A 24,867-nucleotide genomic window follows, 5' to 3' on the forward strand; every position below is an offset into this window, starting at 1 on the left:
GGAGGACCCATGGCGTTCGGCTGGATCGACGAGCAGGCGCTGCTGCGCCGTCGCGCCGGACTCGTACGCACCCTGCGGCCCCGCCCCGCGGACTCGCCGCTCCTGGACCTGGCGAGCAACGACTACCTGGGCCTGGCCCGCCACCCCGAGGTCACCGAAGGCGCCGCGCGCGCCGCTCGGACCTGGGGCGGAGGCTCGACCGGATCCCGACTCGTCACCGGCACCACCGAGCTCCACAGTCAGCTGGAACTCGAGCTGGCCGAATACTGCGGCTTCGAGGCGGCCCTCGTCTTCTCCTCCGGCTACGCGGCCAACCTCGCCGCGGTCACCGCACTGGCCCCGCACGGCTCACTGATCGTCTCCGACGCCGGCAACCACGCCTCACTGATCGACGGCTGCCGACTGGCCCGCGGCACGACACAGGTCGTCGGCCACGCCGATCCCGAGGCCGTGCGCAAGGCACTCCAGACGCACGAGGGCCCCGCGGTCGTCGTGTCCGACACCGTCTTCTCGGTGGACGGCGACGCCGCCCCCCTGGCCGGGCTCGCCGAGGCATGCCGGGAGCACGGCGCGGGGCTGCTGGTCGACGACGCCCACGGCCTCGGCGTGCTCGGCGACGGCGGCCGCGGCGCCCCGCACGCGGCGGGACTCGCGGGCGCCGACGACGTCGTCGTGACGGTCACGCTGTCCAAGTCGCTCGGCAGCCAGGGCGGCGCCGTCCTCGGCCCCGCCCGGGTGATCGACCACCTGGTCAACGCGGCCCGGACCTTCATCTTCGACACCGGGCTCGCCCCCGCCGCGGCGGGAGCGGCCCTCGCGGCACTGCACCTGCTGCGCCGCGAGCCCGCGCGCGCGGCGCGGGCCCGCGAGGTGGCCGCCGAACTGCACGCACGGCTGACCGCCGCGGGTCACGAGGCGGTACGCCCGGACGCCGCGGTCGTCTCCGTGCGCGCGCCGTCCCCGGAGCAGGCCGTGCGGTGGGCGGCGGACTGCCGCACCGCGGGTCTGGCCGTGGGCTGCTTCCGTCCCCCTTCCGTGCCCGACGGCATCTCACGGCTCAGGCTGACCGCCCGCGCGGACCTCTCCGAGGCGCAGATCGAACGCGCTGTATGTGTGATCGGTGAGACACGACCATGAGTCGGCGTGACACGGCCGTGCCCGGGGTGGAAGGGATCAGAACGCGGCCGTGAACTCCGCCCAGCTCCCGGGGGAGAAGAGCAGCGCGGGTCCGGACGGGTTCTTGGAGTCGCGCACGGCGAGCAGCCCGGTCCCTGGACCGGTGTGCGGCCGAGCCGTCTCGACACAGTTGTTGGCTCCGGTGCTGTAACTGCTGCGCAGCCACCGCACCGGATGCAGATCAGTACTGGAAGGTATGTTCCGAGGCATTGCGGACATGGGTGCCTCCTTACGCGCCGTCACCTATCCCGGCGATGTAATCCAACGAGTCCTCGGGCGAAAGGGCGTGGATCTGAAGAGCGTTGAAGGCCTCGGTATAGGCCTGGAGGTCTTCTTTCCGCTCGAGGTAGAGGCTACTCGTCAAGTGGTCGAGAACAACCACGTCCAGATCAGATCTGCTCGAAAATGAGAAGATTACGAAAGGCCCGGTGATGCCGATGTGGGCTCCCGCGGCGAACGGCAGTACCTGAATCCGGACTTGGGGCAACCGGGCCGCCTCCATGAGCCGCCGCAGTTGTCGCGCCATGACGTCGGGCCCGCCGATCTCCCGGCGCAGTACAGCCTCGTCCAGCACCGCGCTCAGCTTCAGCGGCGGTTCGGCCCGCAGCACGTCCTGTCTGGCCAGCCGGACCTTCACCAGCGCGTCGAGCCGCTCGTCCGGCTCCGTGCCGAGCCCGTTCACCGCGGCCCGGGTCACCGCACGGGCGTACTCGGGCGTCTGCAGCAGCCCGGGCACCACGGCGGTCTCCAGCGTGCGCATCGCACCGGCCTGGGACTCCAGACTGATGAAGTCGCGATACGTCGGTGGCAGTACCCCGCGGTACTGGTGCCACCAGTGGTGCCGCCCGCCGCCCTCGTCGGAGCCCGCCAACGCCAGGAGCAACTCGCGCAGTTGGGTATCGTGCACCGCGTAGGCGTCCAGCAGTAACCGCACGTCGGCCGGTTTCACGCCGCTGGCGCCGGTTTCGATCCGGCTCACTTTCGACTGGTGCCAGCCCACCAGCCGGGCCGCCTCACCACTGGTGAGCCCCGCACTGGCGCGCAACGCACGCAGTTCGGCGCCCAGTTTCCGGCGGCGTACCGCGGGACCGTGCTGCATGGGCTACTCCTTACTCCTTCCGGGCCGCCCAAATACGGTCTTCCGTCGGAGAGTTCACCGCTTCGAGCGACAGATATATGCATATCTTGGTGGATCGGCACCGTGACCGGGCGGGTAATGGCAGTCTGGCGATGAAGCACCAGTCCGGGACCGTACTCGAACCATCCGCTCCGTGTCGGACTACGGTCCCGTGGGAAAGGGACGACGTCGCCATGGCAGACCATCTGGAAGCATCCGTCACTCTGCCGAGCGATCCCGCCTCGGTCTCCACGGCCCGCACCTATGTCATCGGCACCCTGGCGGAATGGGGCCTGCCGTCGGACACCGAGGCGGCCGACACGATCCGGCTCATCGTCTCCGAACTCGCCACCAACGCCGTACAGCACACCTTCGGACAGTCACCCACCTTCACGGTGGACATCCAGCTCGACCGTGACGAACACCTGCGCATCGGGGTCACCGACAGTCATCCGCGGTTCCCGAAGCGGCTGCCGGCCGCCGTCCAGCAGGACAACGGCCGTGGCATGGTCATCATCCGCTGGCTGACCGCGGAGTGCGGAGGCAAGCTGAGAGTCCGGCCCACCCGTGAGGGCGGCAAGACCGTCTCCATCGAACTCCCGTGGACGGTACCGGCCGAGCCGGTCTCCCAGCGGGGCAGCAGGAACCGTAGAGAGGCGCCTCCGGAAGTCGGAGGCGCCTCTCAGGGCGTGACGGCCGGCCCGCGAGGGTGACGGCAGGTCAGGTAGCCATCACCCTCACGGGACGGGTCACTTGACCCGGCCGTACCAGACGCTCTTGGTCCAGATTTTCTGCAGCTTCACGACCTCCCCGCTCTTCGGGGAGTGCCAGATCTTTCCCTTCCCGGCATAGATGCCGACGTGGTACACGCTGGAGCCGGAGTGGAAGAACACGAGGTCTCCGGCCTTGCGGTTCCCCACGGAGATGTGGCGGGTCTTGTTGTACTGCTGGGCCGCCGTCCGAGGCAGGCTTTTGCCAGCCTTCTTGAACGAGTACAGCGTGAGCCCGGAGCAGTCGAACCGATGCGGCCCCGCGGCGCCCCACTTGTACGGGGAGCCCTTTTTGGAGGCAGCGACCTGAAGTGCCTTCGTCGCCGGTGTCGCGGCCTCGGCGTCGGATGCGACGCCCGGGACCACGAGGGAGCCGCCCACGGCGGCGATGGTCAGAGCCGAGGCCGTACCGGCCCGGGCCATGAGCGACGGGACACGATTGAGCGCAGACATGCGCAACCCTTCGTCAGCCGCCTGTGAAGGATGACCTGTCGGATTCGGGCTGGCGAAGTTGCCCGGCCGCATACTGCGGCTTCACCCCAAGGGCTGCTCGGAACGGCTGTTGACGGCCGATCCGGCGACCCGTCGTGCCTGGGTCCTCCACTCCTGCCGATCCACTCCTGTCGACCGGTCATCCGGGCGGCGGCAGGACTCGGCGTCCGCCCGGATCGCCCCGCCGCTGCGGCGGGGTCTTGTCGTCAGACAGGGATCTTCACGTACTTCACGCCGAAAAACCCAATGGAATCGGGGATTTGTGGCGTTACTCACCACTCACCCGTTCGGGTGGACACTCGTCTGTTCGAGGGAGCGTCGACAGGGTCGAGGACCCCCGGACCAGCGACGGAGGTACTCATTCCGGAGCCGGGCTACGCGCGTTGCGCAACCTCGGCGGCCCTGTCGAAGGAGGGGTGTCTACTCCGAACGGGGGTACGCCGTTTGGTCCGTTTGAAGGCCGGTCCGGACGCGCCGCCACGCGGCCGGGCGCGCCGGACCGGCTGCCGTCACGTCAACTGTCGGAGTGCGGCGGCACCGTGACCCGGGCCGTGCGCCGCTCGCCGTCGAGCACCCGCAGCGCCCGCGCCAGGGTCATGGCGTGCACCTCGGTCTCGCCGCGCCGATGCATGGTCGCCAGCGCGTCGCGCAGTTCGGCGGCCTTCGTCACCAGCGCCTGGGCGGCCCGCAGGCCGCGGTAGGTGTCGCCGTGGCGCGCGGGGTTGATACGGCCGAGCAGGTCGACCACCTCGAGGTAATGGTCGATCAGCTCGCCCTCGGCGCGCGTCAGGGCGGGCAGCGGAGGAAGCTCCGGCGGCAGCATCGCCCGCTCACCGGGCGCCGGGCGTGGTGCGCGACGCCTTGCGGCTGGGGATGATCCCGTCCACCAGGCCGTACTCCACGGCTTCTTGCGCGTCCAGGATCTTGTCCCGCTCGATGTCCGCGGTGACTTGCTCGTGGGTGCGCCCGGTGTGCCGTACGAGCATCTCCTCCAGCCGGAACCGGATGCGCCCCAACTCCTCCGCCTGAATGGCCAGATCGCTGGCCTGGCCCTCCACCGGCTGGGGCAGGGACGGCTGGTGGATCACCACGCGTGCCCCGGGCAGGGCGAACCGCCGGCCCGGGGTGCCCGCCGCCAGCAGCACCGCGGCGGACGAGCCGGCCTGCCCCAGGCAGACCGTCTCCACGTCACAGGTGACGAACTGCATCGTGTCGTAGATCGCCGACATCGCGCTGAACGAGCCGCCGGGGGAGTTGATGTAGAGGGAGATGTCCCGGTCCGGATCCTGGTGCTCGAGGTGCATGAACTGGGCCATCACATCGTTCGCCGACGTGTCGTCGACCTGTGTCCCGAGGAAGACGATCCGCTCCTCCAGGAGCTTCGAGTACGGGTCCATCGTCCTCGAGCCGGAGCTCGTGCGCTCCGTGAACTCGGGCAGCACATAGCGGGCGGACGGTCGGGTCATGAGGCACCCCTCCTTCTGTGTCTGTAAAAAATGTACAGGATGTACTTGACGCTAGAATGGGGTCATGGCCTACGAGATTCCGGTGACGCAAGCCAGGGCTGAACTCGCCGACCTGATCAACCGCGTGGTGTACGGCGGTGAGCGCGTCGTCGTGACCCGCCACGGCAAGCCGCTCGTTGCCCTTGTCTCCGCCGCCGACCTGGAACGACTGGAGAAGCTCGCGGAGCCCGTCGGGCCGGCCGAGCTCGCCGAGGAGCAGGTGATCACCGCGGTCTCCGCCGTCCGGGAGGTCGCGTCCGCTCCCCGCGAACAGCAGCGCTTCGGCATCACGGCGCACCACGGGGGGACCGGGGCCTCCTGAGACACGGAAAGACCGTGCACCCGCAGGGGCGCACGGTCAGAGGCGCGGGGCGGTCCGTCAGCCGACCCGCGCGAGCTCTCGCTCCGTCACCCGGGGCTCGGCGTTCTTCCTCCGGTCCTTGAGTGCGCTTCCGAGCAGGACCGCGCCGAGGCCGAGCGCCGCCCACCAGGCCAGGGTCAGGGCGGGGCCCGTCGCCGCCGCGCCGTCGAAGTACGCCACGGAGCGCGTCAGGGTCGCGCTGGCGCCCGGCGGCAGCCACTGGCCGATGGCGCCGGCCGGCTCGGGCAGCATCTGCGGTGCCGAGGCCGCGCCGGACCACGGGTTGCCGAACAGCATGATCACACCGGCGACGATGCCCACGCCGGCGGTGCCGAGCAGAGCGGCGAGACCGGCGACGGCGCCGCTCACGGCCAGCGCCGACAGCCCGAAGACCCCGGCCTGCGCCCACCAGCCGCCCGTGATGACTCCGAGCCAGCTGTCCGCGACGCCGGCGGCGGCGACGCCGACCAGGGCGGAGGCGCCGACCAGGACGAGCACGGCACGCGTCCCGCGCAGCCCGCTGAAGGTCACCACCGCGCCCGCCGCCATACCGGCCAGGGCCAGCGGCAGCACGCTCGCGTTGAGGGCGGCACCCCGCGGGTCCGCGGCCGGGGCGGCCACCACGTCGACCGTCCTGACCTGTGCGCCGTCGGCGGCCGCCTGCTCCGCCACCGCCTGCTGGAGCAGCTGGGCGACGACCGGGCTCGCGGCCGAGGCGGTCAGCAGCCTGGGGCCGTCGGCGGTGACGACGACCGCCCCGTATACGGTCCGGTCCTCGATGGCGTCCCGGGCCGCGGCCTCGTCCTTGTAGTGGTGGAGCTCGAACGCTCCCTCGTGCTGTGTCAGTTGCTTCTCCACCTGGGCGGTCGCGGCGGCGGGCCCGGCCACGCCGAGCGGCAGGTCGCGGGGGGCGGTGCGGGCGGCGGGCCAGGCGAAGGCCCACAGGGCGAGCGCCGCGATGACCGGGACGAGGAGGGCGACTGCGATCATGCGGCGGGCGTTCCCGGTGGGGGCGGTGGACATGGCGTGTTCCTTCCGAGCGGAATCCAAAAAGAAGGATCGTTCGTTTTAGTTGCGCCACCACCGTCCTGCCGCCGCCGCCTCTTGTCAAGAAGGAACGTTCGTTTTAAATTGGTGACCATGGCCCGTGTATCCCAGGAACACCTCGACGCCCGTCGCCGGCAGATCCTCGACGGCGCCGCGGTCTGCTTCGCCCGCAACGGCTTCCACGCCACGTCCATGCAGGACGTGCTGAAGGAGGTCGACCTGTCGGCCGGAGCGGTGTACCGCTACTTCAGCGGCAAGGAGGAGCTGATCGCCGCGGTCGTCGGAGAGGTGCTCGACTCGGTCCGCGCGGCCTTCGAGGAGGCGTCGCACCAGAGCCCGCCCCCGCCGCCGGACGACCTCCTCACCCTGGTCATGGGCCGGACCCTGGCCGCCCGGGCGAACCTGACCGTCGACGGCGAGCCCGCCTTCCCGCGGCTCGTCATCCAGGTGTGGGGGGAAACGCTGCGCAACAAGGAACTGGCGGTCGTGCTGCACGGCGGATACGCCGGGGTGCGTCAGGCCTGGACGCGGATCGTCGAGGGCTACCAGGACGCCGGGATGATGAGAGCCGACGTACCGTCGGACCACGTGGCCCGCACGATGATCGCGGTCGCGGTCGGATTCCTCGCCCAGCAGTCCCTCTTCGGCCCCGCCCCGGTCGAGGTCCTCCGCGACGGCCTACGGGCGTTGATGAGCATGCCGGACCCGCGCACGGGGACCGGTGGATCACAGCTCGGTTAACTTGCTTGAAATGCGGTCCAACTAGCCTGCCGCCACGCCACCAGGGACTTTGCCCCGGGGCGGAGGCAACCGGACCCCGCACGGTCCGGAGCGAGGACTGTGAGGTGGGACATTGCAACTGACCCCGCACGAGCAAGAGAGGCTGCTCATCCACGTGGCGGCCGACGTGGCCGAGAAGCGCCGGGCCCGCGGGCTCAAGCTCAACCACCCGGAGACGGTCGCCCTCATCACGTCGCACATCCTCGAAGGCGCCCGTGACGGCCGTACGGTCGCCGAACTGATGGCCTCCGGACGCAAGCTGCTCACCCGGGACGACGTCATGGAGGGCATCCCCGAGATGATCCACGACGTCCAGGTCGAGGCGACCTTCCCGGACGGCACCAAGCTCGTCACCGTCCACGACCCGATCGTCTGACGGGGGCTGCCGTGATTCCCGGAGAGATCCTTTTCGCCGAGGGCCCGATCGTCTACAACGAGGGCCGTGAGGTCACCCGCCTCACCGTCCTCAACGCCGCCGACCGGCCCGTCCAGGTCGGCTCCCACTACCACTTCGCCGAGGCCAACCCCGGCCTGGAGTTCGACCGTGCCGCCGCGCACGGCAAGCGGCTGAACGTCGCCGCCGGCACCGCCGTGCGCTTCGAACCCGGGATCCCCGTCGACGTCGAACTCGTCCCGCTCGCCGGCGCCCGGATCGTGCCCGGACTGCGCGGGGAGACCGGAGGTCCCCTCGATGCCTGAGATCTCGCGTGCCGCGTACGCCGACCTGTTCGGCCCGACGACCGGCGACCGCATCCGGCTCGCCGACACCGACCTGATCGTCGAGATCGAGGAGGACCGTTCCGGCGGGCCCGGACTCGCCGGTGACGAGGCGGTGTTCGGCGGTGGCAAGGTCATCCGCGAGTCCATGGGACAGTCGCGTGCTACGCGCGCAGACGGCACCCCGGACACCGTCATCACGGGCGCGGTGATCATCGACCACTGGGGGATCGTCAAGGCCGACGTCGGCATCCGCGACGGCCGGATCACCGCGATCGGCAAGGCCGGCAACCCGGACACGATGAACGGCGTCCACCCCGACCTGGTCCTCGGCCCCGAGACCGAGATCATCGCGGGCAACGGGCGCATCCTCACCGCCGGCGCGGTCGACGCGCACGTCCACTTCATCTGCCCGCAGATCGCCGACGAGGCGCTGTCCGCCGGTGTCACCACGCTGGTCGGCGGCGGCACGGGCCCCGCCGAGGGGTCGAAGGCGACCACCGTCACCCCCGGTCCCTGGCACCTCGCCCGCATGCTGGAGGCGATGGAGCAGTACCCGCTCAACATCGGCTTCCTCGGCAAGGGCAACACCGTCTCGCACGAGGCGATGCTCTCCCAGATCCGCGGCGGAGCACTGGGTCTGAAGCTCCACGAGGACTGGGGCTCGACCCCGGCCGTCATCGACGCCTCGCTGACGGTGGCGGACCGGACGGGTATCCAGGTCGCCATTCACACGGACACCCTCAACGAGGCCGGCTTCGTCGGCGACACGCTTGCCGCGATCGCCGGACGCGGCATCCACGCCTACCACACCGAGGGTGCGGGCGGCGGGCACGCGCCGGACATCATGACCGTCGTCTCCGAGCCGCACGTCCTGCCCAGCTCGACCAACCCGACGCGGCCCTTCACCGTCAACACCGCCGAGGAACACCTCGACATGCTGATGGTGTGCCACCACCTCAACCCGGCGGTACCGGAGGACCTGGCGTTCGCCGAGTCCCGGATCCGGCCGACGACGATCGGCGCGGAGGACATCCTCCACGACCTCGGCGCCATCTCGATCATCTCGTCCGACGCCCAGGCCATGGGCCGCGTCGGCGAGGTCATCCTGCGGACCTGGCAGACCGCCCACGTCATGAAGCGCAAGCGGGGCGCACTGCCCGGGGACGGTCGCGCGGACAACCACCGGGTACGCCGGTACGTCGCGAAGTACACGATCAACCCGGCGATCGCGCAGGGCCTGGCCCGGGAGGTCGGGTCGGTGGAGACCGGCAAGCTCGCCGACCTCGTGCTGTGGGAGCCCGCGTTCTTCGGGGTCAAGCCGCACCTCGTCGTCAAGGGCGGGCAGATCGCCTACGCGCAGATGGGCGACGCGAACGCGTCGATCCCGACCCCCCAGCCGATCCTGCCGCGGCCGATGTACGGGGCGATCGGACGGGCGCCGGCCTCCAACTCGTTCAACTTCGTCGCCCCACTGGCGATCGAGGACGGGCTGCCGGAGCGGCTTCAGCTCGGGAAGCGGTTCGTGGCGATCGAGTCGACGCGCGGGGTCACCAAGGCGGACATGCGCGAGAACGACGCGCGGCCCCGGGTACAGGTCGATCCCGACAGCTTCGCCGTGCACATCGACGGAGAGCTGGTCGAGGCCACGCCCGCCGCCGAACTGCCCATGGCCCAGCGTTACTTCCTGTTCTGATGTCCAGGGGAGCACTTCTCGTCCTGGCCGACGGCCGCTTTCCCGCCGGAGGGCATGCGCACTCCGGTGGGGCCGAGGCGGCCGTCAAGGCCGGGCGGATCACCGGGGCGGCGAGCCTGGAGGCGTTCTGCCAGGGGCGGCTGTGGACAACGGGGCTGGTCTCCGCGTCGCTGGCCGCCGCTGCCGTACTCGGGGTGGATCCCGTGGAGTTGGACGCGGCGGCGGATGCGCGTACGCCGTCGCCCGCGCTGCGGGTCGCTGCGCGGAGGCTGGGGCGGCAGTTGATGCGTGCCGCGCGGGCCGCCTGGCCCTCGGGTGAACTCGACGCCCTGGCGCGGGAGTTCCCCAAGGGGGCGCACCAGCCCGTGGTGTTGGGTGTCACGGCTCGGGCGGCCGGGCTCGATGCGGTCGACGCGGCGTACTGCGCGGCGTACGAGAGTGTGAGCGGGCCGGCGTCGGCGACGGTGCGGTTGCTGAGTCTCGATCCGTTCGATGCGACGGGGGTGCTGGCGCGGCTGGCGCCGGAGCTGGACCGTGTCGCGGATCGGGCGGTGGAGGCCGGTCGCAGGGTGCGGGGCGAGGGTGTGGGTGCCTTGCCCGCGGCTTCCGCTCCGCTGCTGGAGATCTCGGCGGAGTTGCATGCGGCTTGGGCCGTGCGGCTGTTTGCGTCGTGACTATTCTCGCCCCCGCCGCCCCTACCCGTCCCATCCTCCAGGGGCTGCCGCCCCTTCGACCCCGCCCCTGGGGGCTCCGCCCCCAGACCCCCGTCGGCCCTTAAGGGGCCTCGTCCTCAAACGCCGGACGGGCTGAAGTGCCCAGACCCGCCGCTGACCTGTGAAACGCCGTTCAGGTCAGCCTCCACCGACCCGCACCCGACCACCACGTGTAGGAGCCGTACATGCACCTCGACCACCACCACGACGGCCCCGCCGCCCTCAGCGCGGACGCGCATCGGCCCGACGGTTCGCGCCGTGCCCTGCGGATCGGGCTCGGCGGGCCCGTCGGATCGGGTAAGACCGCCACCGTTGCCGCGCTGTGCCGTGCGCTGCGTGACGAGTTGTCCCTCGCGGTCGTCACCAATGACATCTACACCCGCGAGGACGCGGAGTTCCTGCTGCGTGAGGCCGTGCTGCCGCCCGAGCGGATCACCGCCGTGGAGACGGGGGCCTGCCCGCACACCGCGATCCGGGACGACATCTCGGCGAACCTGGAAGCGGTGGAGGATCTGGAGGACGAGATCGGGCCGTTGGATCTCGTGCTGGTGGAGAGCGGTGGGGACAACCTCACCGCGACCTTCTCCAAGGGGCTCGTCGACGCGCAGATCTTCGTGATCGACGTGGCCGGCGGGGACGACATCCCGCGCAAGGGCGGCCCCGGTGTGACCACTGCCGATCTCCTCATCGTCAACAAGACCGACCTCGCCCCCTATGTCGGCTCGGATCTCGCGCGGATGGCGGCCGACGCCAAGGCGCAGCGGGCCGAACTGCCGGTCGTCTTCCAGTCGCTCAGGAGCGAGGCCGGGGTGGCGGACGTCGCCGCGTGGGTGCGTGCGCAGCTGGCCGCGTGGACCGCATGACGGCGGGCGTGAAGGCCACCGCGCGGATCGGGGCGCGGGACGACGGACGCGGCGGTACGTCGCTGCCGGTGCTGGAGGGCGACGGACCGCTGGCGTTGCGGCGGACCCGGGGGAGTGCCGACGAGGCGCGGGTCATGCTCGTCGGTGCGATGAGCGGGCCGCTCGGCGGGGATCACTTCACCGTCGAGGCCGAGGTGGCCGAGGGGGCCCGGCTGCGGGTCGGGTCGGCCGCCGCCACCATCGCACTGCCGGGACAGGCCAAGGGGGAGTCCCGGTACGACGTACGGCTCACCGTCGCCGACCGGGGAGAACTGCACTGGCTGCCGGAGCAGTTGATCTCCGCGCAGGGCAGCGAGCTGTACGTCACCACGTGGGCCGACGTGGCGGCGACCGGGCGGCTCGTCCTGCGTGAGGAGCAGGTGCTGGGGCGTGCCGCGGAGCAACCCGGTCGGCTCACCAGCCGTCTCACCCTGTGTGTGGCCGGGCGTACCGTCCTCGACCAGGAGCTGGCCTGCGGGCCCGGGGCGCCGGCCGGCTGGGACGGTCCCGCCGTGCTGGCGGGACATCGGGCCGTGGGGCAACTGATCGTCGTACAGCCAAAGTTCGCCGCGGAGCCGGTCGCCGCGCGCGTCCTCGGGGACGGTGCCGTGGTCGTGCCGCTCGCCGGACCGGCCGTTCTGGTGAGCGCCGTGGCGCCGGACGCGCTGAAGCTGCGCAGGGTCTTGGACGAGGCACTGGCCTCGCTCGGGTAGCGAACGGCCCTCTCCGTTTATCGGATTGGTAAAGAAGCGGCGGCCACCCCTGTTCTCAGGCAACGCACAGCCGCGAGGATCCCCTTGTCATCAACGACATAGGGGAGTTCCAGTTGAGGCACCACAGATCGACAAGGCGGGCCGCGGCGTTCGGCTCGGCCGGAGTGCTCGTCACGGCGACCCTGATAGCGGGTGCCGTCACGGCCCCCACCGCCAGCGCGAGTGCGGCCGGCCGGCACGGCCAGGACCGTGAGGCCCGCGGCGCCGCCATCGCCGCCGCCCGCGCCGAGAAGGCCGGGATCGACTGGCAGGACTGTCCCGCCGACTGGGGGCTCGAGAAGCCGATCCAGTGCGGCTGGGTCAGCGTGCCGCTGGACTACGCGAAGCCGGGCGGCAAGCAGATCAAGCTCGCCGTCGACCGGATCGGCAACACCGGGACCAAGGCCGAGCGCCAGGGCGCGCTCATCTACAACCCGGGCGGTCCCGGCGGCTCAGGCCTGCGCTTCCCGCGCCGGGTCACCACCAAGGCCCCGGTGTGGGTCAACACGTCCAAGGCGTACGACTTCGTGGGCTTCGACCCGCGAGGCGTGGGCCATTCGGCGCCGATCTCCTGTATCGACCCGCAGGAGTTCGTGAAGGCGCCCAAGGCGGACCCGGTGCCCGGCTCCGAGGCCGACAAGCGCGCCCAGCGCAAGCTCGCCCGTGAGTACGCGGAGGGCTGTGCCGAGCGCAGCGGCGAGATGCTGCCGCACATGACCACGCCGAACACCGCGCGCGACCTGGACGTCATCCGCGCCGCGCTCGGCGAGAAGAAGCTCAACTACCTCGGCGTCTCCTACGGCACCTACCTCGGCGCCGTCTACGGCACGCTGTTCCCGGGGCATGTCCGCCGTATGGTCGTCGACAGCGTCGTCAGCCCCTCGCGGGAGAAGATCTGGTACGAGGCCAACCTCGACCAGGACGTCGCCTTCGAGATGCGCTGGAAGGACTGGCAGGACTGGGTCGCCGCCAACGACGCCGCCTTCCACCTCGGCACCACCCGTGCCGAAGTCCAGGCGAAGTGGCTGGAGTTGCGTGCCACGGCCAAGAAGAGCCCCATCGGTGGCGTCGTCGGCCCCGCCGAGCTGATCGGCTTCTTCCAGAGCGCTCCGTACTACGACTCCGCGTGGGTCTCGACGGCCACCGTGCTCAGCAAGTACTTCGCCGGCGACACCCAGGCGGTCGTCGACGCGGCCGCCCCCGACCTGTCGGACACCGCGGGCAACGCCACCTCGGAGAACGGCAACGCCGTCTACACGGCCGTCGAGTGCACCGACGCCAAGTGGCCCACCAGCTGGAAGAAGTGGGACCGCGACAACACCCGGCTGCACAAGGACTACCCGTTCCTCACCTGGGCCAACGCCTGGATGAACCTGCCCTGCGCGACCTGGCCGGTCAAGCAGCAGACCCCGGTGGACGTCAGGACCGGCAAGGGACTGCCCGGGGTGCTGATCGTCCAGTCCGAGCGTGACGCGGCGACCCCGTACGGCGGTGCGGTCGAACTGCACAAGCGGTTCAAGGGCTCCCGTCTGATCACCGAGAAGAACGCCGGCTCCCACGGTGTGACCAGCCTGGTCAACCCGTGCATCAACGAGCGGGTGGACTCCTATCTGCTCAGCGGCAAGCTGGACGCCTCCGACGTCACGTGCGGACCGCACGCGACGCCGAAGCCGTAACACCAGAGGGGCGGCCCCGGTCGGGCCGCCCCTCTTTCATGCCGTGAACCAGGCGTCCTCCGCGGCGTAGTCGAAGAGGTCGCCGTACGACTTCGCCATCTTCGGGTACGCCTCCCGCCAGTCCCGTCCGGCCAGGTTCCGCTCGATCCAGTCGACGGTCGCGGGCAGCGTCTCCGCGTAGCGGACCACCGCCCGGTAGCCCAACTCCCGCTCGGCCGCGCCCATGTCGCAGACGATCGGCACGGGCACCGACCACGGGGTGTCCCCGACCCCGAGAGCCGGAGGTGGCCCGTCCACGAGCACGTCCTCCCGTTCCACCCCCATCACGGCGTCGATGGCCCGGGCGATCTCCGCCACCGTCGGCGCGTCGGGGTCGACGGCGTTCAGGACGCGAGTGCCCGGCCGTGCGGCGGCCAGCCGGATCAGTTCCGCGATGTTGTGGACGCTCGCCGGGTGGAATCGGCTCCTGCCGCCGTAGGCGAGGACACGCCGGGTCCTCCCGTCCAGGTTCCGCTTGACGAACCAGAGCTCGCGCGGTGTCCGGCAGTGCGGCCCGTGGATGGCACCGGCCCGCAGCAGTGTGGTGGGCAACCGCTCCCCGGCGCCCAGCAGTTCGCGCTCCAGCGCGGCCTTGCGGGTGCTGTACGACTGCTCTCCCGGCTGAACGGTCCGCTGGTCCTCGGTGATCCCCACCGGGTACTCGGGGAAGCCGTCCGGCTCGTCCTGGGTGTCGAAGTTGCGGCCCTTGTCGTCCTCGTACACCGACACGCTGGACATGACGACGGCGGACCCGACACGATCGGCGAGGCCGGTCAACTGCCGTGCGTGCGCGGCCCCGTAGGCCACCATGTCGACCAGCACCTCGCACCCGTCACCCACCGCGGCGGCGAGCGCCGTACCGTCCTCGCGATCGGCGCGGGCGACCCGTACCTCCGCGGGCCAGTCCTCGTCCCGCCCGCCGCCCCTGGAGACGGCGGTCACCTCCCACCCGTCGCGGGCCAGCGCACCCACCGCCGCCCGGCCGATCTGCCCGGTCGCCCCGATCACCACAGCACGTCGCGTCATACGGCGACAGTACGGCGGCCGGCTCAGGGCGTTCCAGGGCCTTCTGCCGACAGCAGAGGTCAGCGCAGGGGGATCCGCGGGAACCGGCGTTCCTTCTCGGACCGCTCCGCGGCTTCCGCGGCCTTCGCGACGGCCGCGTACTCGTCGACGTACTCCTGCCCGGAGAGGTTGAGGATGGCGTAGATGATCTCGTCCGTGATGGCGCGCAGGATCGCCTTCTCGTTCTCCATGCCTTCGTAGCGGGAGAAGTCGAGGGGTTCGCCGAAGCGGATGGTCACGGGGTGGATGTTGGGGATGACCTTGCCGGGCGGCTGGGCCTCGAAGGTGCCGATCATCGCGCAGGGGATGACGGGCACCCCGGCCTTCAGCGCCATCACCGCCACACCGACCTTGCCCTTGTAGAGCCGGCCGTCGTGTGACCGCGTGCCCTCCGGGTAGATCCCGAGCAACTCGTCCTTGCCCAGCACCCCGAGCCCCTCACGGATGGCGGCCTGGCCGGCCTCCTTGCCGGTGCGGTCGACGGGGATCTGCCCGGCGCTGCGGAAGAAGAACGCGGTGAGCCGGCCCTTCACACCCGGGCCCGTGAAGTACTCCTTCTTCGCGAGGAAGGTGATGCGGCGCTTGAGGATCGCCGGCATCAGGAAGTGGTCCGCGAAGGACAGGTGATTACCGGCGACGATCGCCGCCCCGCTCGCCGGCACGTGCTCGAGCCCCTCGATCCGGGGCCGGAAAACCAGTCTCAGCAGGGGGCCCAACAACACGTATTTGAGCAGGTAGTAGAACAACTGGACGCTCCTCACTCCGGCAAATCGGCTCAACCGCCGCGTTCCAGCAGGTCAACCGGCGTGTCGTGGGGGTGCCAGTGTATGTGCATGCGGGGGCGCGCGGAACTGGGTCGCGGGCGGGGGGAGGCGACCGCGGGATCAGCCTGGTGCTACTGGCGGGTAGGCGGCAATGAGATCGCTCAGCATGACGGATTCGCGAGCATGGGTGGCGGAGAGGGAGGCCTTGCGTCCCGGCGCGATGAGGGGCGTGTGCTTCGACCGGGGACAAGGACGGGGCAGGCTCCCCGTGACCGTCCGGGAACGGTCGCGGGGAGCCTGCCCCTCGCCGGGTACTCAGCCCCGGGTCAGCACCTTCTCCAACGCCCCGAGCGCACCGGAGAGCTCATCCCCCGTGATCGTCAGCGGCGGCGCCAGCCGGATCGTCGAGCCGTGGGTGTCCTTCACCAACACGCCTTCCCGCATCAGCCGTTCACTGATCTCCCGCCCGGTCCCGAACACCGGGTCGATGTCGACGCCCGCCCACAGCCCGCGGGCACGGAAGCCGAGGACGCCCTTGCCGACCAGCTCCGACAGGCCGTCCCGCAGCACCACACCCAACTCGGTGGCTCGGCGCTGGAATTCGCCCGTCTCCAGGAGCTCGACCACGGCCGTGCCGACCGCGGCCGCGAGCGGGTTGCCGCCGAACGTGGAGCCGTGCTCACCCGGTCGCAGCACGCCCAGCACGTCCCGGCGGGCCACCACGGCGGACACCGGGACGATGCCGCCGCCGAGCGCCTTGCCGAGGAGCAGCATGTCCGGGACGACCGGCTCGTGCTCGACGGCCAGCGTGCGGCCCGTGCGGCCGAGGCCGGACTGGATCTCGTCCGCGATGAAGAGACAGCCCTTGCGGCGGGTCAGTTCGCGGACGCCGGTGAGGTAGCCCTCGTCCGGGATCACGACCCCCGCCTCGCCCTGGATCGGCTCCAGGAGCACCGCCGCCGTCGTGTCGTCGACGGCCGCCTCCAGGGCCGCCAGGTCGTTGTACGGCACGATCCGGAAACCGGGGGTGAAGGGGCCGAAGCCGGCGCGGGCCGTCTCGTCGGTGGAGAACGACACGATCGTCGTCGTACGGCCGTGGAAGTTCTCCGCGGCGACCACGATCGTCGCCCGGTCAGCGGGAACCCCCTTCACGTCGTACGCCCACTTGCGGGCCACCTTGATGCCGCTCTCGACCGCTTCGGCGCCGGTGTTCATCGGCAGCACCATGTCGAGACCCGTCAACCGGGCCAGGCGCTGGGCGAACTCGGCCAGCTTGTCGTTGTGGAAGGCCCGTGAGGTGAGGGTCAGACGCTCCAGCTGGCGGTGGGCCGCCTCGATCAGCGCCGGGTGGCGGTGGCCGAAGTTGAGGGCCGAGTAACCGGCCAGCATGTCCAGGTAGCGGCGGCCCTCGACGTCCTCCACCCAGGTGCCCTCGGCGCGGGCGACGACCACGGGCAGGGGGTGGTAGTTGTGCGCCAGCACCGGTTCCTCGGCGCTGATCAGATCGGCGGAGGAGCGCGTGTGTACGGCAGCGGTCATGAGCGGATCTCCTGGGTGCAGCACTTGATGCCGCCGCCGGCCTTGTGGAACTCGGAGAGGTCGACGGGGACGGGGACATAGCCGTGGTCGTCGAGGCGCGCGGCCAGCGCCTCGGCCTGCGGTGCGATGAAGACATGGCGGCCGTCGGACACCGAGTTCAGTCCGAACGCCATGGCGTCGTTGCGGGTCGCGAGCACCGCGTGGGGGTACAGCCGTGCGAGTACCTCGCGGCTGCCCGGGGAGAACGCCTCCGGGTAGTACACGATGTTGTTCTCGCCCTCGGAGTCGTCCAGGACGAACAGCGCGGTGTCCAGGTGGTAGAAATGCGGGTCCACCAGCGTCAGGCTGATCACCGGGTGGCCGAAGAACTCCTGCACCTCGCGGTGGGCCTCCCGGGTCGTCCGGAAGCCGGTGCCGGCCAGTACGTACCGGCCCGTCCAGACGAGATCGCCCTCGCCCTCGCAGACCGACGCCGGACGGTGGACCTCGTAGCCCGCCGTCTTGAACCACAGGTCGTAGTGCGTGGACTCGGGGCGCCGCTGGGGCGCGTGGAACAGCGAGCCGAAGACACGGCCGCCGACGACGACCGCCGAGTTCGCGGCGAAGACCATGTCGGGGAGACCGGGGACGGGGTCCAGGGCGTCGATGGCGTGGCCGTGGGAGCGGTAGGCGCCGATCAGCGCCTGCCACTGCTCCTGGGCCAGGTCCACATCGACGTGGGTGTCGGGATGCATCCAGGGATTGATCGCGTACTGCACGGCGAAGTGTCTGGGTTCGCAGACGAGGAAACGCCGTCGGCGCGGCACACGGGAGTCGGACACAGAGGGGTTCCTCCGCTTCCTACGGTGTCTACTGAGGGTTGACACCAAGGTAAGAAGTGGCGGTCACGCCCGACAAGCAACAAGAATTGCGTGTCTGCGCAGGAATGCTGCGTCTTTCTCCGGTTCAACGCAGGTCTGGTGCGCGCTGCGAGGTTTCGGCCGGTGCGGGCTGGCTCGCCCCCGCCTCCGGGCTCTCCGGGATCAGATGGGACAGCACCATCACACTGATCGTCTTGCGGATGAAGGGCTCGATCCGGATCCGTTCCAGCACCTCCTCGAAGTGCTCCACGTCCCGCGCCCGCACATGCAGCAGCGCGTCCGCACCGCCCGTCACGGTCATCGCCGCGGTGATCTCCGGATGGTTGCGCACCACCTCCGCGAGCCGCCGCGGCGGCGCCGCACCCTCGCAGTACACCTCCACGTACGCCTCCGTGCGCCAGCCCAGCGCCGACGGCTGCACCGTGGCCGTGAACCCGGTGATCACGCCGGTCTCGCGCAACCGGTCCACGCGCCGCTTGACCGCCGTGGAGGACAGCCCCACGGCGGTGCCGATCTCGGCGAAGCTCGTCCTGGCGTTCGCCATCAGAGCGGTGATGATCTTCCGGTCGAGCTCGTCGAACGGTGCGGGCGCGCTGTGCATGTCGGCACTGTATCCAGCGGGAACGTCCCTACCCCGGCACGTGTGCAGACGTGCGAATTACTCCTACACTCCGGGTTCATGCTGCGCGCCCTGGCTGTCGACGACGAACGCCCCTCGCTGGAGGAACTGCTCTACCTCCTGAACGCCGACCCCCGGATCGGCACCGCGGAGGGCGCGGGCGACGCGACCGAGGCGCTGCGCCGCATCAACCGGGCCCTGGAGTCCGGGCCCCTGGGCCCCGAGGCGATCGACGTCGTCTTCCTCGACATCAACATGCCCGGCCTCGACGGCCTCGACCTGGCCCGGCTGCTCACCGGGTTCGCCCGGCCGCCGCTGGTCGTGTTCGTCACCGCCCACGAGGACTTCGCCGTGCAGGCCTTCGACCTCAAGGCCGTGGACTACGTCCTCAAGCCCGTCCGCAAGGAACGCCTCGCGGAGGCGGTCCGTCGCGTCGTCGAACTGCGCTCGGCCGAGATCCGCGGCACCACCCCGCGCATCCCCGTCAGCGAGCCCGACCCCGACCACATACCCGTGGAACTGGGGGGCGTGACCCGTTTCGTCAGCGTCGAGGACATCACCCACGTCGAGGCCCAGGGCGACTACGCCAGGCTGCACACGACCAAGGGCAGCCATCTCGTCCGCATCCCCCTGTCCACCCTGGAGGAGCGCTGGCGCTCCCGCGGATTCGTCCGTATCCACCGCCGCCACCTGGTCGCCCTGCGCCACGTCGGCGAACTGCGCCTCGACGCCGGCACCGTCAGCGTCCTGGTCGGCTCCGAGGAACTCCAGGTCAGCCGCCGCCACACCCGCGAACTGCGGGACCTGCTGATGAGGAGGCCGTGACGGTGCCCCAGAACCAGAACCCCGCCGAACGCCGGGTCGTCGTCACCGGACCGCCCCGGCAGACCCGCCGCGTCCCCGGCTACAACCGCCCCCGCACCGAGATCGACGAGCAGACCACCCTCGGCCACACCTACGTCCGCTCCCTCATGCGCACCCAACTGCGAGCCGCCCTCACCGTGTTCGCCGTCCTCGGCCTGCTCGTCGGCCCGCTCCCGCTGCTCTTCGCCGCGATGCCGGACGCCCGCCGCGTGGAATGGGCGGTCCTCGGCTTCGGCCTGTACGTCCCGCTCGTGCTCCTCGCCCGCTGGTACGTGCGGCGGGCGGAGCGCAACGAACGCGACTTCGTACGCCTCGTAGAAGACCGATGAACTCCAGCTACGCCGTTCCGGCCGTCGCCCTCGTCGTGGTCGCCACCGTCCTCGTCGGCGCCTTCGGCCTGCGCATCTCCCGCACCACGTCCGACTTCTACGTCGCCTCGCGCACCGTCGGCCCCCGGCTCAACGCGGCCGCCATCAGCGGTGAGTACCTCTCCGCCGCGTCCTTCCTGGGCATCGCGGGCCTGGTCCTGGTCCAGGGCCCCGACATGCTCTGGTACCCGGTCGGCTACACCGCCGGCTACCTCGTCCTGCTGATCTTCGTCGCCGCCCCGCTGCGCCGCTCCGGTGCCTACACCCTGCCCGACTTCGCCGAGGCCCGGCTCGCCTCCCAGGCGGTACGACGACTCGCCGGGGCCTTCGTCGTCGGCGTCGGCTGGCTGTATCTGCTGCCCCAACTCCAGGGCGCGGGGCTCACGCTGACGGTCCTGACCGGGGCGCCCGACGGGCTCGGCGGAGTGATCGTCGCCGTCGTCGTGGTCGCGACCGTCGCCGCGGGCGGCATGCGCAGCATCACCTTCGTGCAGGCCTTCCAGTACTGGCTCAAGCTCACCGCGCTGCTCGTCCCCGCCCTCTTCCTCGTCCTCGCCTGGCAGGGCGACGGCGCTCCCACCCACGCCTTCGAGGAACCGGCCACCTTCCGCGAACAGCGGGTCGTCCGCGTCGACGACAGCCTCGACCTGGAACTCGACCGCCCGCTGACCGTCACGGTCGACGGCACCGTCGACGGCCGCACCCACGAGGACACCGAACTCCGCCTCCCCGCCGGCACCCACCACATCGACGCCGGCACCCGGCTGACCTTCGCCCAGGGTGCCCCCGTCCCCGAGGCCGACCGCAACCACGGAGCCGGCCTGTCGCCCTCCCAGGCCGAGACCCGCGGCGAACGCCCGCTGTACGCCACGTACGGACTGATCCTCGCGACCTTCCTCGGCACCATGGGCCTGCCGCACGTGGTGGTCCGCTTCTACACCAGCCCGCACGGCGTTGCCGCCCGCCGCACCACCGTCGCGGTCCTCGGCCTGATCGGCGCCTTCTACCTCCTGCCACCGGTCTACGGCGCCCTCGGCCGCCTGTACGCCCCCGAACTCACCCTCACCTCGAACGCGGACGCCGCCGTCCTGCTGCTGCCCGACCGGATGATCGGCGGCCTCGGCGGCGACCTGCTCGGCGCACTGGTCGCCGGGGGAGCCTTCGCGGCGTTCCTGTCGACCGCCTCGGGGCTGACTATGGCGGTGGCCGGCGTGCTCGCCCAGGACGTCCTCCCCTCCCGCGGCGTACGGCACTTCAGACTCGGCACGGTCCTCGCCATGGCCGTACCGCTGGCGGCGAGCGTCCTGGTCGGCGGCCTGCCGGTCGCCGACGCGGTCGGGCTCGCCTTCGCGGTGTCGGCCTCCTCCTTCTGCCCGCTGCTCGTCCTCGGCATCTGGTGGCGCCGTCTGACCCCGCCCGGCGCGGCCGCCGGGATGCTGGTGGGCGGCGGCTCCGCCCTGGTCGCCGTGGCCGCGACGATGGCCGGCCTGCCCGGCACCGGAGCGCTGCACGCCGTGCTCGCCTGGCCCGCCCTCTGGTCGGTACCCCTGGCCTTCCTCACCATGGTCCTGGTGTCCCTGGCCACCCCGGGCCGGGTCCCGGCCGGAACGGCGGCTGTCCTGGCGCGTTTCCATCTGCCGGAGGAGCTGCGGGCGGAGGTGAAGGCATGAGGACATCCCCGAAGAGCCTGATCGGGGCGGCCGTATGAGCGGCTTCCTCGCCGGCCTCTGTGTCGCGATCCTCCCCCTGCTCGCCGCCGGCTTCTGGCTGGGCCGCCGCACCGCGCGCCCCGAGAGTCTGCGCGGCCTCGGCACCCCCGTCGAGCACGCCACCTTCGAGACCCTGCACACCGCCTCCCTCGCCGCGCCTCCGCTCAGGGCGGGCCTCACCGAGGAGACCGCCGGCAAGTCGGCCCGCCGGCTGCGCACGCTCCTCGGCACGGACGCCCTGTGCCTGACCGACCAGAAGGCGGTACTGGTCTGGGACGGCATCGGCGGCCACCACCGCGCCCAGATCATGGAGCGGCTCGCCGGACCCCTGGAGACCGGCCGCGGCGAGGCCTTCCCGCTGACCTGCGACCACCTCGACTGCACGGTCCGCTGGGCCGTCGTGGCACCGCTCACCGTCGACGACCGGATCCATGGAACCCTCGTCGCCTTCGGGCCCCACGAGTCCGCCGTCCTCGTCCGGGCCGCCGGGGAAGTCGCCCGCTGGATCTCCGTCCAGCTCGAACTCGCCGACCTCGACCAGTCCCGCACCCGCCTCATCGAAGCCGAGATCAAGGCCCTGCGCGCCCAGATATCCCCGCACTTCATCTTCAACTCGCTCGCCGTGATCGCGAGTTTCGTCCGCACCGATCCCGAGCGCGCCCGCGAACTGCTTCTGGAGTTCGCCGACTTCACCCGCTACTCGTTCCGCAGGCACGGCGACTTCACCACCCTCGCCGACGAACTCCACGCCATCGACCACTACTTGGCGCTGGTGCGGGCCCGCTTCGGCGACCGCCTCTCCGTCACCCTCCAGATCGCCCCCGAGGTGCTGCCGGTCGCCCTGCCCTTCCTCTGCCTGCAACCGCTCGTCGAGAACGCCGTCAAGCACGGCCTGGAAGGAAAGGCCGACAAGGCCCACATCAGCATCACCGCACAGGACGCCGGAGCCGAGGCGCTCGTCGTCATCGAGGACGACGGCACGGGAATGGACCCCGCCGTGCTGCGCCGCATCCTCGCCGGAGAGGTCAGCCCCTCGGGAGGCATCGGACTGTCCAACGTCGACGACCGGCTCCGCCAGGTCTACGGCGACGACCACGGCCTCGTCATCGAGACCGCCATAGGGGCGGGAATGAAGATCACCGCCCGGCTGCCGAAGTACCAGCCGGGGGTGCACTCCGCCGGGCGCCTGAGCCGTGAATAGGCCTCAGACGCCGTGCGTGGGCCTCAGGTACTGCGCGTGACGACCATCCCGAGGGTGATCAGGCCCAGCACGACCCAGCCGAACCACAGCCAGCCGTTGCTGCCGAGCGCCACCGTGTAGGCCGTCACCACGACGAGACCGCCGACGGTGAGCACCCCCATCGTTCTGGTCGAGCCATCCGTGGAACCGGTACCGGGCATCGCAACACCCTCCTCAGGATTGGTCTCCCTCCATGGTGCCCCCGTTCTGCTTCCTGACGGTGCAGACGACGAAATGTGTGCCCGCCTTCCAGGGGCCTTCGCTCGTCCAGGAGCCCGCGGTGAACACCGACGGGTCGAAGCCGTAGTCCCGTGGCGGCACCTCCCGCCCGCACGCCACGTCCGACTCGGTGCGCGCCTCATCGAGCGTGACGTCGGCACCCAACCGGGTGAACCCGAGCACTTCCTCGTCATGCGCCCCCGCACAGGACATCAGCCGGGCGGACCGATTCGACCGCACGTCCAGACAGTCCCGTTTCTGCATGTTCGACACGTCGGAGAACGCGGAGCCGGGCTCGCGGTGATCGCCGAGCGGCCCGTACACCGGCCCGTGCACGCCCAGCACCAGACAGGCGGTCCGCTTCCCGGCGGCCACGAAACCCGCCTCGCTCGGCACGACGGCGAAGCTGCGGACATCCGCCAGCCTCCCGCGGAGCTCCTCGGTCCGCTCCTCGCACGCCGCCGGGCCCCGCTCCCGGGCTTCGGCGGCGGACGCGGCCCCGACGAAGGCCAGCACCTGTCCGTCGGCCGCGCTGCCGCAGCCGGGCTCCAGGCGCAGCCGCGGAGTGCCCTTGAAGGCGCCGGTGTCCCCCCAGTCGGCGAGCACGCAGTCGCCGTCCTTGAGAGGCCGGGAGAGCCCGATCCGGGTGCCGTACGGCTGTGCGGTCCCGCCCTCCTTCCCGTCGGCGGGCGGCTGCTGGGCCACGGCGTACCAGACCCCGCCCCCGGCGATGGCCAGCCCCAGCAGACCGGCGAGGGCGGAGTGCAGGGCCCGGGGGCGGGTACGCCGCCTGCTGCCGCCCGAGGTGACCAGGGGTCCGAAGCCCTCCGGGGCGGCCGGCGGCGGTGGCACCGGTGCGGGCGGAGGCGGCATCGGTTGGGCCCAGGGAGGCTGCGATCCGAGGTCGGTCCGGGTCCGGGCACGGGCCTCCGCCTGCGACACGACGAGCTGTGACAGCGCCGTCTCCGCCTGGGTCGCGGTGATCCGCCGCCCCGGGTCCTTGACCAGCATCGCCTCGAGTACGGGGCCCAGGGCGCCGGCCCGCCGCGGTGGCCGCGGCTCGTCCATGACCACCGCGGTGATCTCCGCGAAGTGCGACTCTCGGTCGAACGGACCGCGGCCCTCCACGGCGTGGTACAGCGTGCAGCCCAGCGAGAACAGGTCCGCCGCCGGGGTGGGCGACCCGCCCGTGGCCCGCTCCGGCGCCAGATAGCCCGCCGTGCCCACGAGTACGGACGTCAGCGTGTACCGCGTCTCGCCGGCGTCCGGCTGCACGGAGATGCCGTAGTCGGTGAGCAGGACACGGCCGTACGGCGACCCGGAGCGGTCCGGTGCGAGCAGGATGTTCGCCGGTTTCACGTCCCGGTGCATGACGCCCCGCTGGTGCCCGGCGGTCAGCGCGTCCAGCACAGCCAGGCCGACCCGGGCGCACTCCGCGGGCTGCAGCGGGCCACGCCGGGCGACCAGGTCGCGCAGGTCCACCGCGCCCGCCACGTACTCCATGACGATCCACGGCAGCCCCTCGTGCTCCAGTACGTCGTGCACGGTGACCACGTGCGGATGGCCGCGCAGCCCCGCCGCGTACCGGGCCTCCGCGCGGGCCCGCGCCACCCGGGCCTCCCGGTCGTGGCCGGCTTCCGCCTCGTCCCGGAAGACGATCTCCTTGAGCGCGACCTCGCAGGCGAGTCTCTGGTCGTGGGCGAGCCAGACATGGCCCATGCCGCCGCTGCCGAGCTGGTTCAGCAGCAGATAGCGGCCGGCGATGATCCGGCCCACTCCCGACGTCGATGGTCCTGAAGGCATCCGGCGACTCCCGGGATCTGCGGGGCGCCAAGCGCTCCGCTGGACGTGCGGTGCTTCGTCTGCGGGTCCGTCGT

27 protein-coding genes, 1 pseudogene and 1 riboswitch are annotated in these 24,867 nt (G+C 71.2%); of the genes and pseudogenes, 15 read left to right on the forward strand and 13 right to left on the reverse strand.

Annotated elements, in window-relative coordinates; all coding sequences use genetic code 11:
* Positions 1 to 9 precede the first annotated feature (9 nt).
* Positions 10 to 1,137 carry an 8-amino-7-oxononanoate synthase gene (locus QF037_RS39535; protein ID WP_307033723.1) on the forward strand — a complete coding sequence of 376 codons (1,128 nt, stop codon included), beginning with the start codon at positions 10 to 12 and terminating at the stop codon, positions 1,135 to 1,137.
* Between the two features lie 36 nt (positions 1,138 to 1,173).
* On the opposite strand, the gene QF037_RS39540 is transcribed toward QF037_RS39535, so the two are convergent.
* Complete coding sequence (locus tag QF037_RS39540) at positions 1,174 to 1,395, reverse strand: DUF397 domain-containing protein (protein WP_307033725.1); 222 nt, start codon at positions 1,393 to 1,395, stop codon at positions 1,174 to 1,176.
* A 10-nt stretch (positions 1,396 to 1,405) separates the two neighbouring features.
* The gene (locus tag QF037_RS39545; protein ID WP_307033727.1) at positions 1,406 to 2,275 is read right to left on the reverse strand and encodes a helix-turn-helix domain-containing protein; all 870 of its coding nucleotides are present in this window, start codon (positions 2,273 to 2,275) and stop codon (positions 1,406 to 1,408) included.
* 212 nt (positions 2,276 to 2,487) lie between these two features.
* Between QF037_RS39545 and QF037_RS39550 the strand changes: the two are divergent.
* A pseudogene (locus tag QF037_RS39550) lies at positions 2,488 to 2,945 on the forward strand (ATP-binding protein).
* Between the two features lie 97 nt (positions 2,946 to 3,042).
* Here the strand turns inward: QF037_RS39550 and QF037_RS39555 are convergent.
* The 3 genes from QF037_RS39555 to QF037_RS39565 form a co-directional block, all read right to left on the reverse strand.
* Positions 3,043 to 3,516, reverse strand: coding sequence for a C40 family peptidase (locus tag QF037_RS39555; RefSeq protein WP_307033731.1), 474 nt, complete (start codon positions 3,514 to 3,516; stop codon positions 3,043 to 3,045).
* 3 nt (positions 3,517 to 3,519) lie between these two features.
* Positions 3,520 to 3,718: riboswitch (cyclic di-AMP (ydaO/yuaA leader) on the reverse strand.
* A 351-nt stretch (positions 3,719 to 4,069) separates the two neighbouring features.
* Entirely contained in the window at positions 4,070 to 4,378 is a 309-nt protein-coding gene (locus QF037_RS39560) for a hypothetical protein (protein ID WP_307033732.1), read from the reverse strand.
* A gap of 7 nt (positions 4,379 to 4,385) precedes the next feature.
* Entirely contained in the window at positions 4,386 to 5,021 is a 636-nt protein-coding gene (locus QF037_RS39565; RefSeq protein ID WP_307033734.1) for an ATP-dependent Clp protease proteolytic subunit, read from the reverse strand.
* Between the two features lie 64 nt (positions 5,022 to 5,085).
* Here QF037_RS39565 and QF037_RS39570 point away from each other — a divergent pair, with 64 nt between their 5' ends.
* Positions 5,086 to 5,382 carry a type II toxin-antitoxin system Phd/YefM family antitoxin gene (locus tag QF037_RS39570; RefSeq protein WP_307033736.1) on the forward strand — a complete coding sequence of 99 codons (297 nt, stop codon included), beginning with the start codon at positions 5,086 to 5,088 and terminating at the stop codon, positions 5,380 to 5,382.
* A 57-nt stretch (positions 5,383 to 5,439) separates the two neighbouring features.
* Here the strand turns inward: QF037_RS39570 and QF037_RS39575 are convergent, their stop codons facing one another.
* Positions 5,440 to 6,444, reverse strand: coding sequence for an ABC transporter permease (locus QF037_RS39575; RefSeq protein WP_307033738.1), 1,005 nt, complete (start codon positions 6,442 to 6,444; stop codon positions 5,440 to 5,442).
* A 117-nt stretch (positions 6,445 to 6,561) separates the two neighbouring features.
* Between QF037_RS39575 and QF037_RS39580 the strand changes: the two genes are divergently transcribed.
* The 8 genes from QF037_RS39580 to QF037_RS39615 all read left to right on the forward strand — a co-directional run bounded on the left by QF037_RS39580 (position 6,562) and on the right by QF037_RS39615 (position 13,704).
* A complete protein-coding gene (locus tag QF037_RS39580) occupies positions 6,562 to 7,209 on the forward strand; it encodes a TetR/AcrR family transcriptional regulator (protein ID WP_307033740.1) in 648 nt (215 codons plus the stop codon).
* Between the two features lie 112 nt (positions 7,210 to 7,321).
* Positions 7,322 to 7,624, forward strand: coding sequence for an urease subunit gamma (locus QF037_RS39585; protein WP_262059644.1), 303 nt, complete (start codon positions 7,322 to 7,324; stop codon positions 7,622 to 7,624).
* Positions 7,625 to 7,635: 11 nt separating this feature from the next.
* Positions 7,636 to 7,947, forward strand: a complete 312-nt coding sequence (locus QF037_RS39590) for an urease subunit beta (RefSeq protein WP_307033743.1) — start codon at positions 7,636 to 7,638, stop codon at positions 7,945 to 7,947.
* The gene (locus QF037_RS39595; RefSeq protein ID WP_307033745.1) at positions 7,940 to 9,661 is read left to right on the forward strand and encodes an urease subunit alpha; all 1,722 of its coding nucleotides are present in this window, start codon (positions 7,940 to 7,942) and stop codon (positions 9,659 to 9,661) included. The genes QF037_RS39590 and QF037_RS39595 overlap by 8 nt, the downstream gene beginning before the upstream one ends.
* Complete coding sequence (locus QF037_RS39600; protein ID WP_307033747.1) at positions 9,661 to 10,335, forward strand: urease accessory protein UreF; 675 nt, start codon at positions 9,661 to 9,663, stop codon at positions 10,333 to 10,335. The genes QF037_RS39595 and QF037_RS39600 overlap by 1 nt, the downstream gene beginning before the upstream one ends.
* Before the next feature lie 224 nt (positions 10,336 to 10,559).
* The gene (gene ureG / locus QF037_RS39605) at positions 10,560 to 11,237 is read left to right on the forward strand and encodes an urease accessory protein UreG (RefSeq protein ID WP_266832493.1); all 678 of its coding nucleotides are present in this window, start codon (positions 10,560 to 10,562) and stop codon (positions 11,235 to 11,237) included.
* Positions 11,234 to 11,989 (forward strand): urease accessory protein UreD, encoded by a 756-nt coding sequence (locus QF037_RS39610; RefSeq protein WP_307037595.1) that lies wholly within the window; start codon positions 11,234 to 11,236, stop codon positions 11,987 to 11,989. The genes ureG and QF037_RS39610 overlap by 4 nt, the downstream gene beginning before the upstream one ends.
* A 113-nt stretch (positions 11,990 to 12,102) precedes the next feature.
* The gene (locus tag QF037_RS39615; protein ID WP_307033750.1) at positions 12,103 to 13,704 is read left to right on the forward strand and encodes an alpha/beta hydrolase; all 1,602 of its coding nucleotides are present in this window, start codon (positions 12,103 to 12,105) and stop codon (positions 13,702 to 13,704) included.
* Between the two features lie 36 nt (positions 13,705 to 13,740).
* Here QF037_RS39615 and QF037_RS39620 read toward each other — a convergent pair whose 3' ends face one another.
* The 5 genes from QF037_RS39620 to QF037_RS39640 all read right to left on the reverse strand — a co-directional run bounded on the left by QF037_RS39620 (position 13,741) and on the right by QF037_RS39640 (position 18,572).
* Positions 13,741 to 14,754 carry an NAD-dependent epimerase/dehydratase family protein gene (locus QF037_RS39620; protein ID WP_373463983.1) on the reverse strand — a complete coding sequence of 338 codons (1,014 nt, stop codon included), beginning with the start codon at positions 14,752 to 14,754 and terminating at the stop codon, positions 13,741 to 13,743.
* 74 nt (positions 14,755 to 14,828) lie between these two features.
* Complete coding sequence (locus tag QF037_RS39625) at positions 14,829 to 15,554, reverse strand: lysophospholipid acyltransferase family protein (protein ID WP_307033754.1); 726 nt, start codon at positions 15,552 to 15,554, stop codon at positions 14,829 to 14,831.
* 333 nt (positions 15,555 to 15,887) lie between these two features.
* The gene (gene rocD, locus QF037_RS39630; protein WP_307033756.1) at positions 15,888 to 17,111 is read right to left on the reverse strand and encodes an ornithine--oxo-acid transaminase; all 1,224 of its coding nucleotides are present in this window, start codon (positions 17,109 to 17,111) and stop codon (positions 15,888 to 15,890) included.
* Entirely contained in the window at positions 17,108 to 17,932 is an 825-nt protein-coding gene (gene ddaH, locus QF037_RS39635) for a dimethylargininase (protein ID WP_307033758.1), read from the reverse strand. Before ddaH ends, rocD begins: the two co-directional genes overlap by 4 nt.
* A gap of 124 nt (positions 17,933 to 18,056) precedes the next feature.
* Positions 18,057 to 18,572 carry an Lrp/AsnC family transcriptional regulator gene (locus tag QF037_RS39640; protein ID WP_307033760.1) on the reverse strand — a complete coding sequence of 172 codons (516 nt, stop codon included), beginning with the start codon at positions 18,570 to 18,572 and terminating at the stop codon, positions 18,057 to 18,059.
* A 78-nt stretch (positions 18,573 to 18,650) separates the two neighbouring features.
* On the opposite strand from QF037_RS39640, the gene QF037_RS39645 reads away from it, so the two are divergent.
* The 4 genes from QF037_RS39645 to QF037_RS39660 are packed head-to-tail and all read left to right on the forward strand — an operon-like array spanning position 18,651 to position 22,732.
* A complete protein-coding gene (locus tag QF037_RS39645) occupies positions 18,651 to 19,415 on the forward strand; it encodes a LytR/AlgR family response regulator transcription factor (RefSeq protein WP_307033762.1) in 765 nt (254 codons plus the stop codon).
* On the forward strand, positions 19,412 to 19,783 hold the full coding sequence (locus tag QF037_RS39650; RefSeq protein WP_046262946.1) for a hypothetical protein: 372 nt from the start codon (positions 19,412 to 19,414) through the stop codon (positions 19,781 to 19,783). The genes QF037_RS39645 and QF037_RS39650 overlap by 4 nt, the downstream gene beginning before the upstream one ends.
* Entirely contained in the window at positions 19,780 to 21,492 is a 1,713-nt protein-coding gene (locus QF037_RS39655) for a sodium/solute symporter (RefSeq protein ID WP_307033765.1), read from the forward strand. Before QF037_RS39650 ends, QF037_RS39655 begins: the two co-directional genes overlap by 4 nt.
* Positions 21,493 to 21,526: 34 nt before the next feature.
* Positions 21,527 to 22,732: a sensor histidine kinase gene (locus tag QF037_RS39660; protein ID WP_307033767.1), complete on the forward strand. Its 1,206-nt coding sequence runs from the start codon at positions 21,527 to 21,529 to the stop codon at positions 22,730 to 22,732.
* 23 nt (positions 22,733 to 22,755) lie between these two features.
* Here the strand turns inward: QF037_RS39660 and QF037_RS39665 are convergent, their stop codons facing one another.
* The gene (locus tag QF037_RS39665) at positions 22,756 to 22,932 is read right to left on the reverse strand and encodes a hypothetical protein (protein ID WP_046262943.1); all 177 of its coding nucleotides are present in this window, start codon (positions 22,930 to 22,932) and stop codon (positions 22,756 to 22,758) included.
* A gap of 13 nt (positions 22,933 to 22,945) precedes the next feature.
* Positions 22,946 to 24,793, reverse strand: coding sequence for a serine/threonine-protein kinase (locus QF037_RS39670; RefSeq protein ID WP_307033769.1), 1,848 nt, complete (start codon positions 24,791 to 24,793; stop codon positions 22,946 to 22,948).
* Positions 24,794 to 24,867: the final 74 nt, after the last annotated feature.

Origin of the sequence: Streptomyces canus, from assembly GCF_030815415.1 — a bacterium.
Classification (GTDB): domain Bacteria; phylum Actinomycetota; class Actinomycetes; order Streptomycetales; family Streptomycetaceae; genus Streptomyces; species Streptomyces canus_F.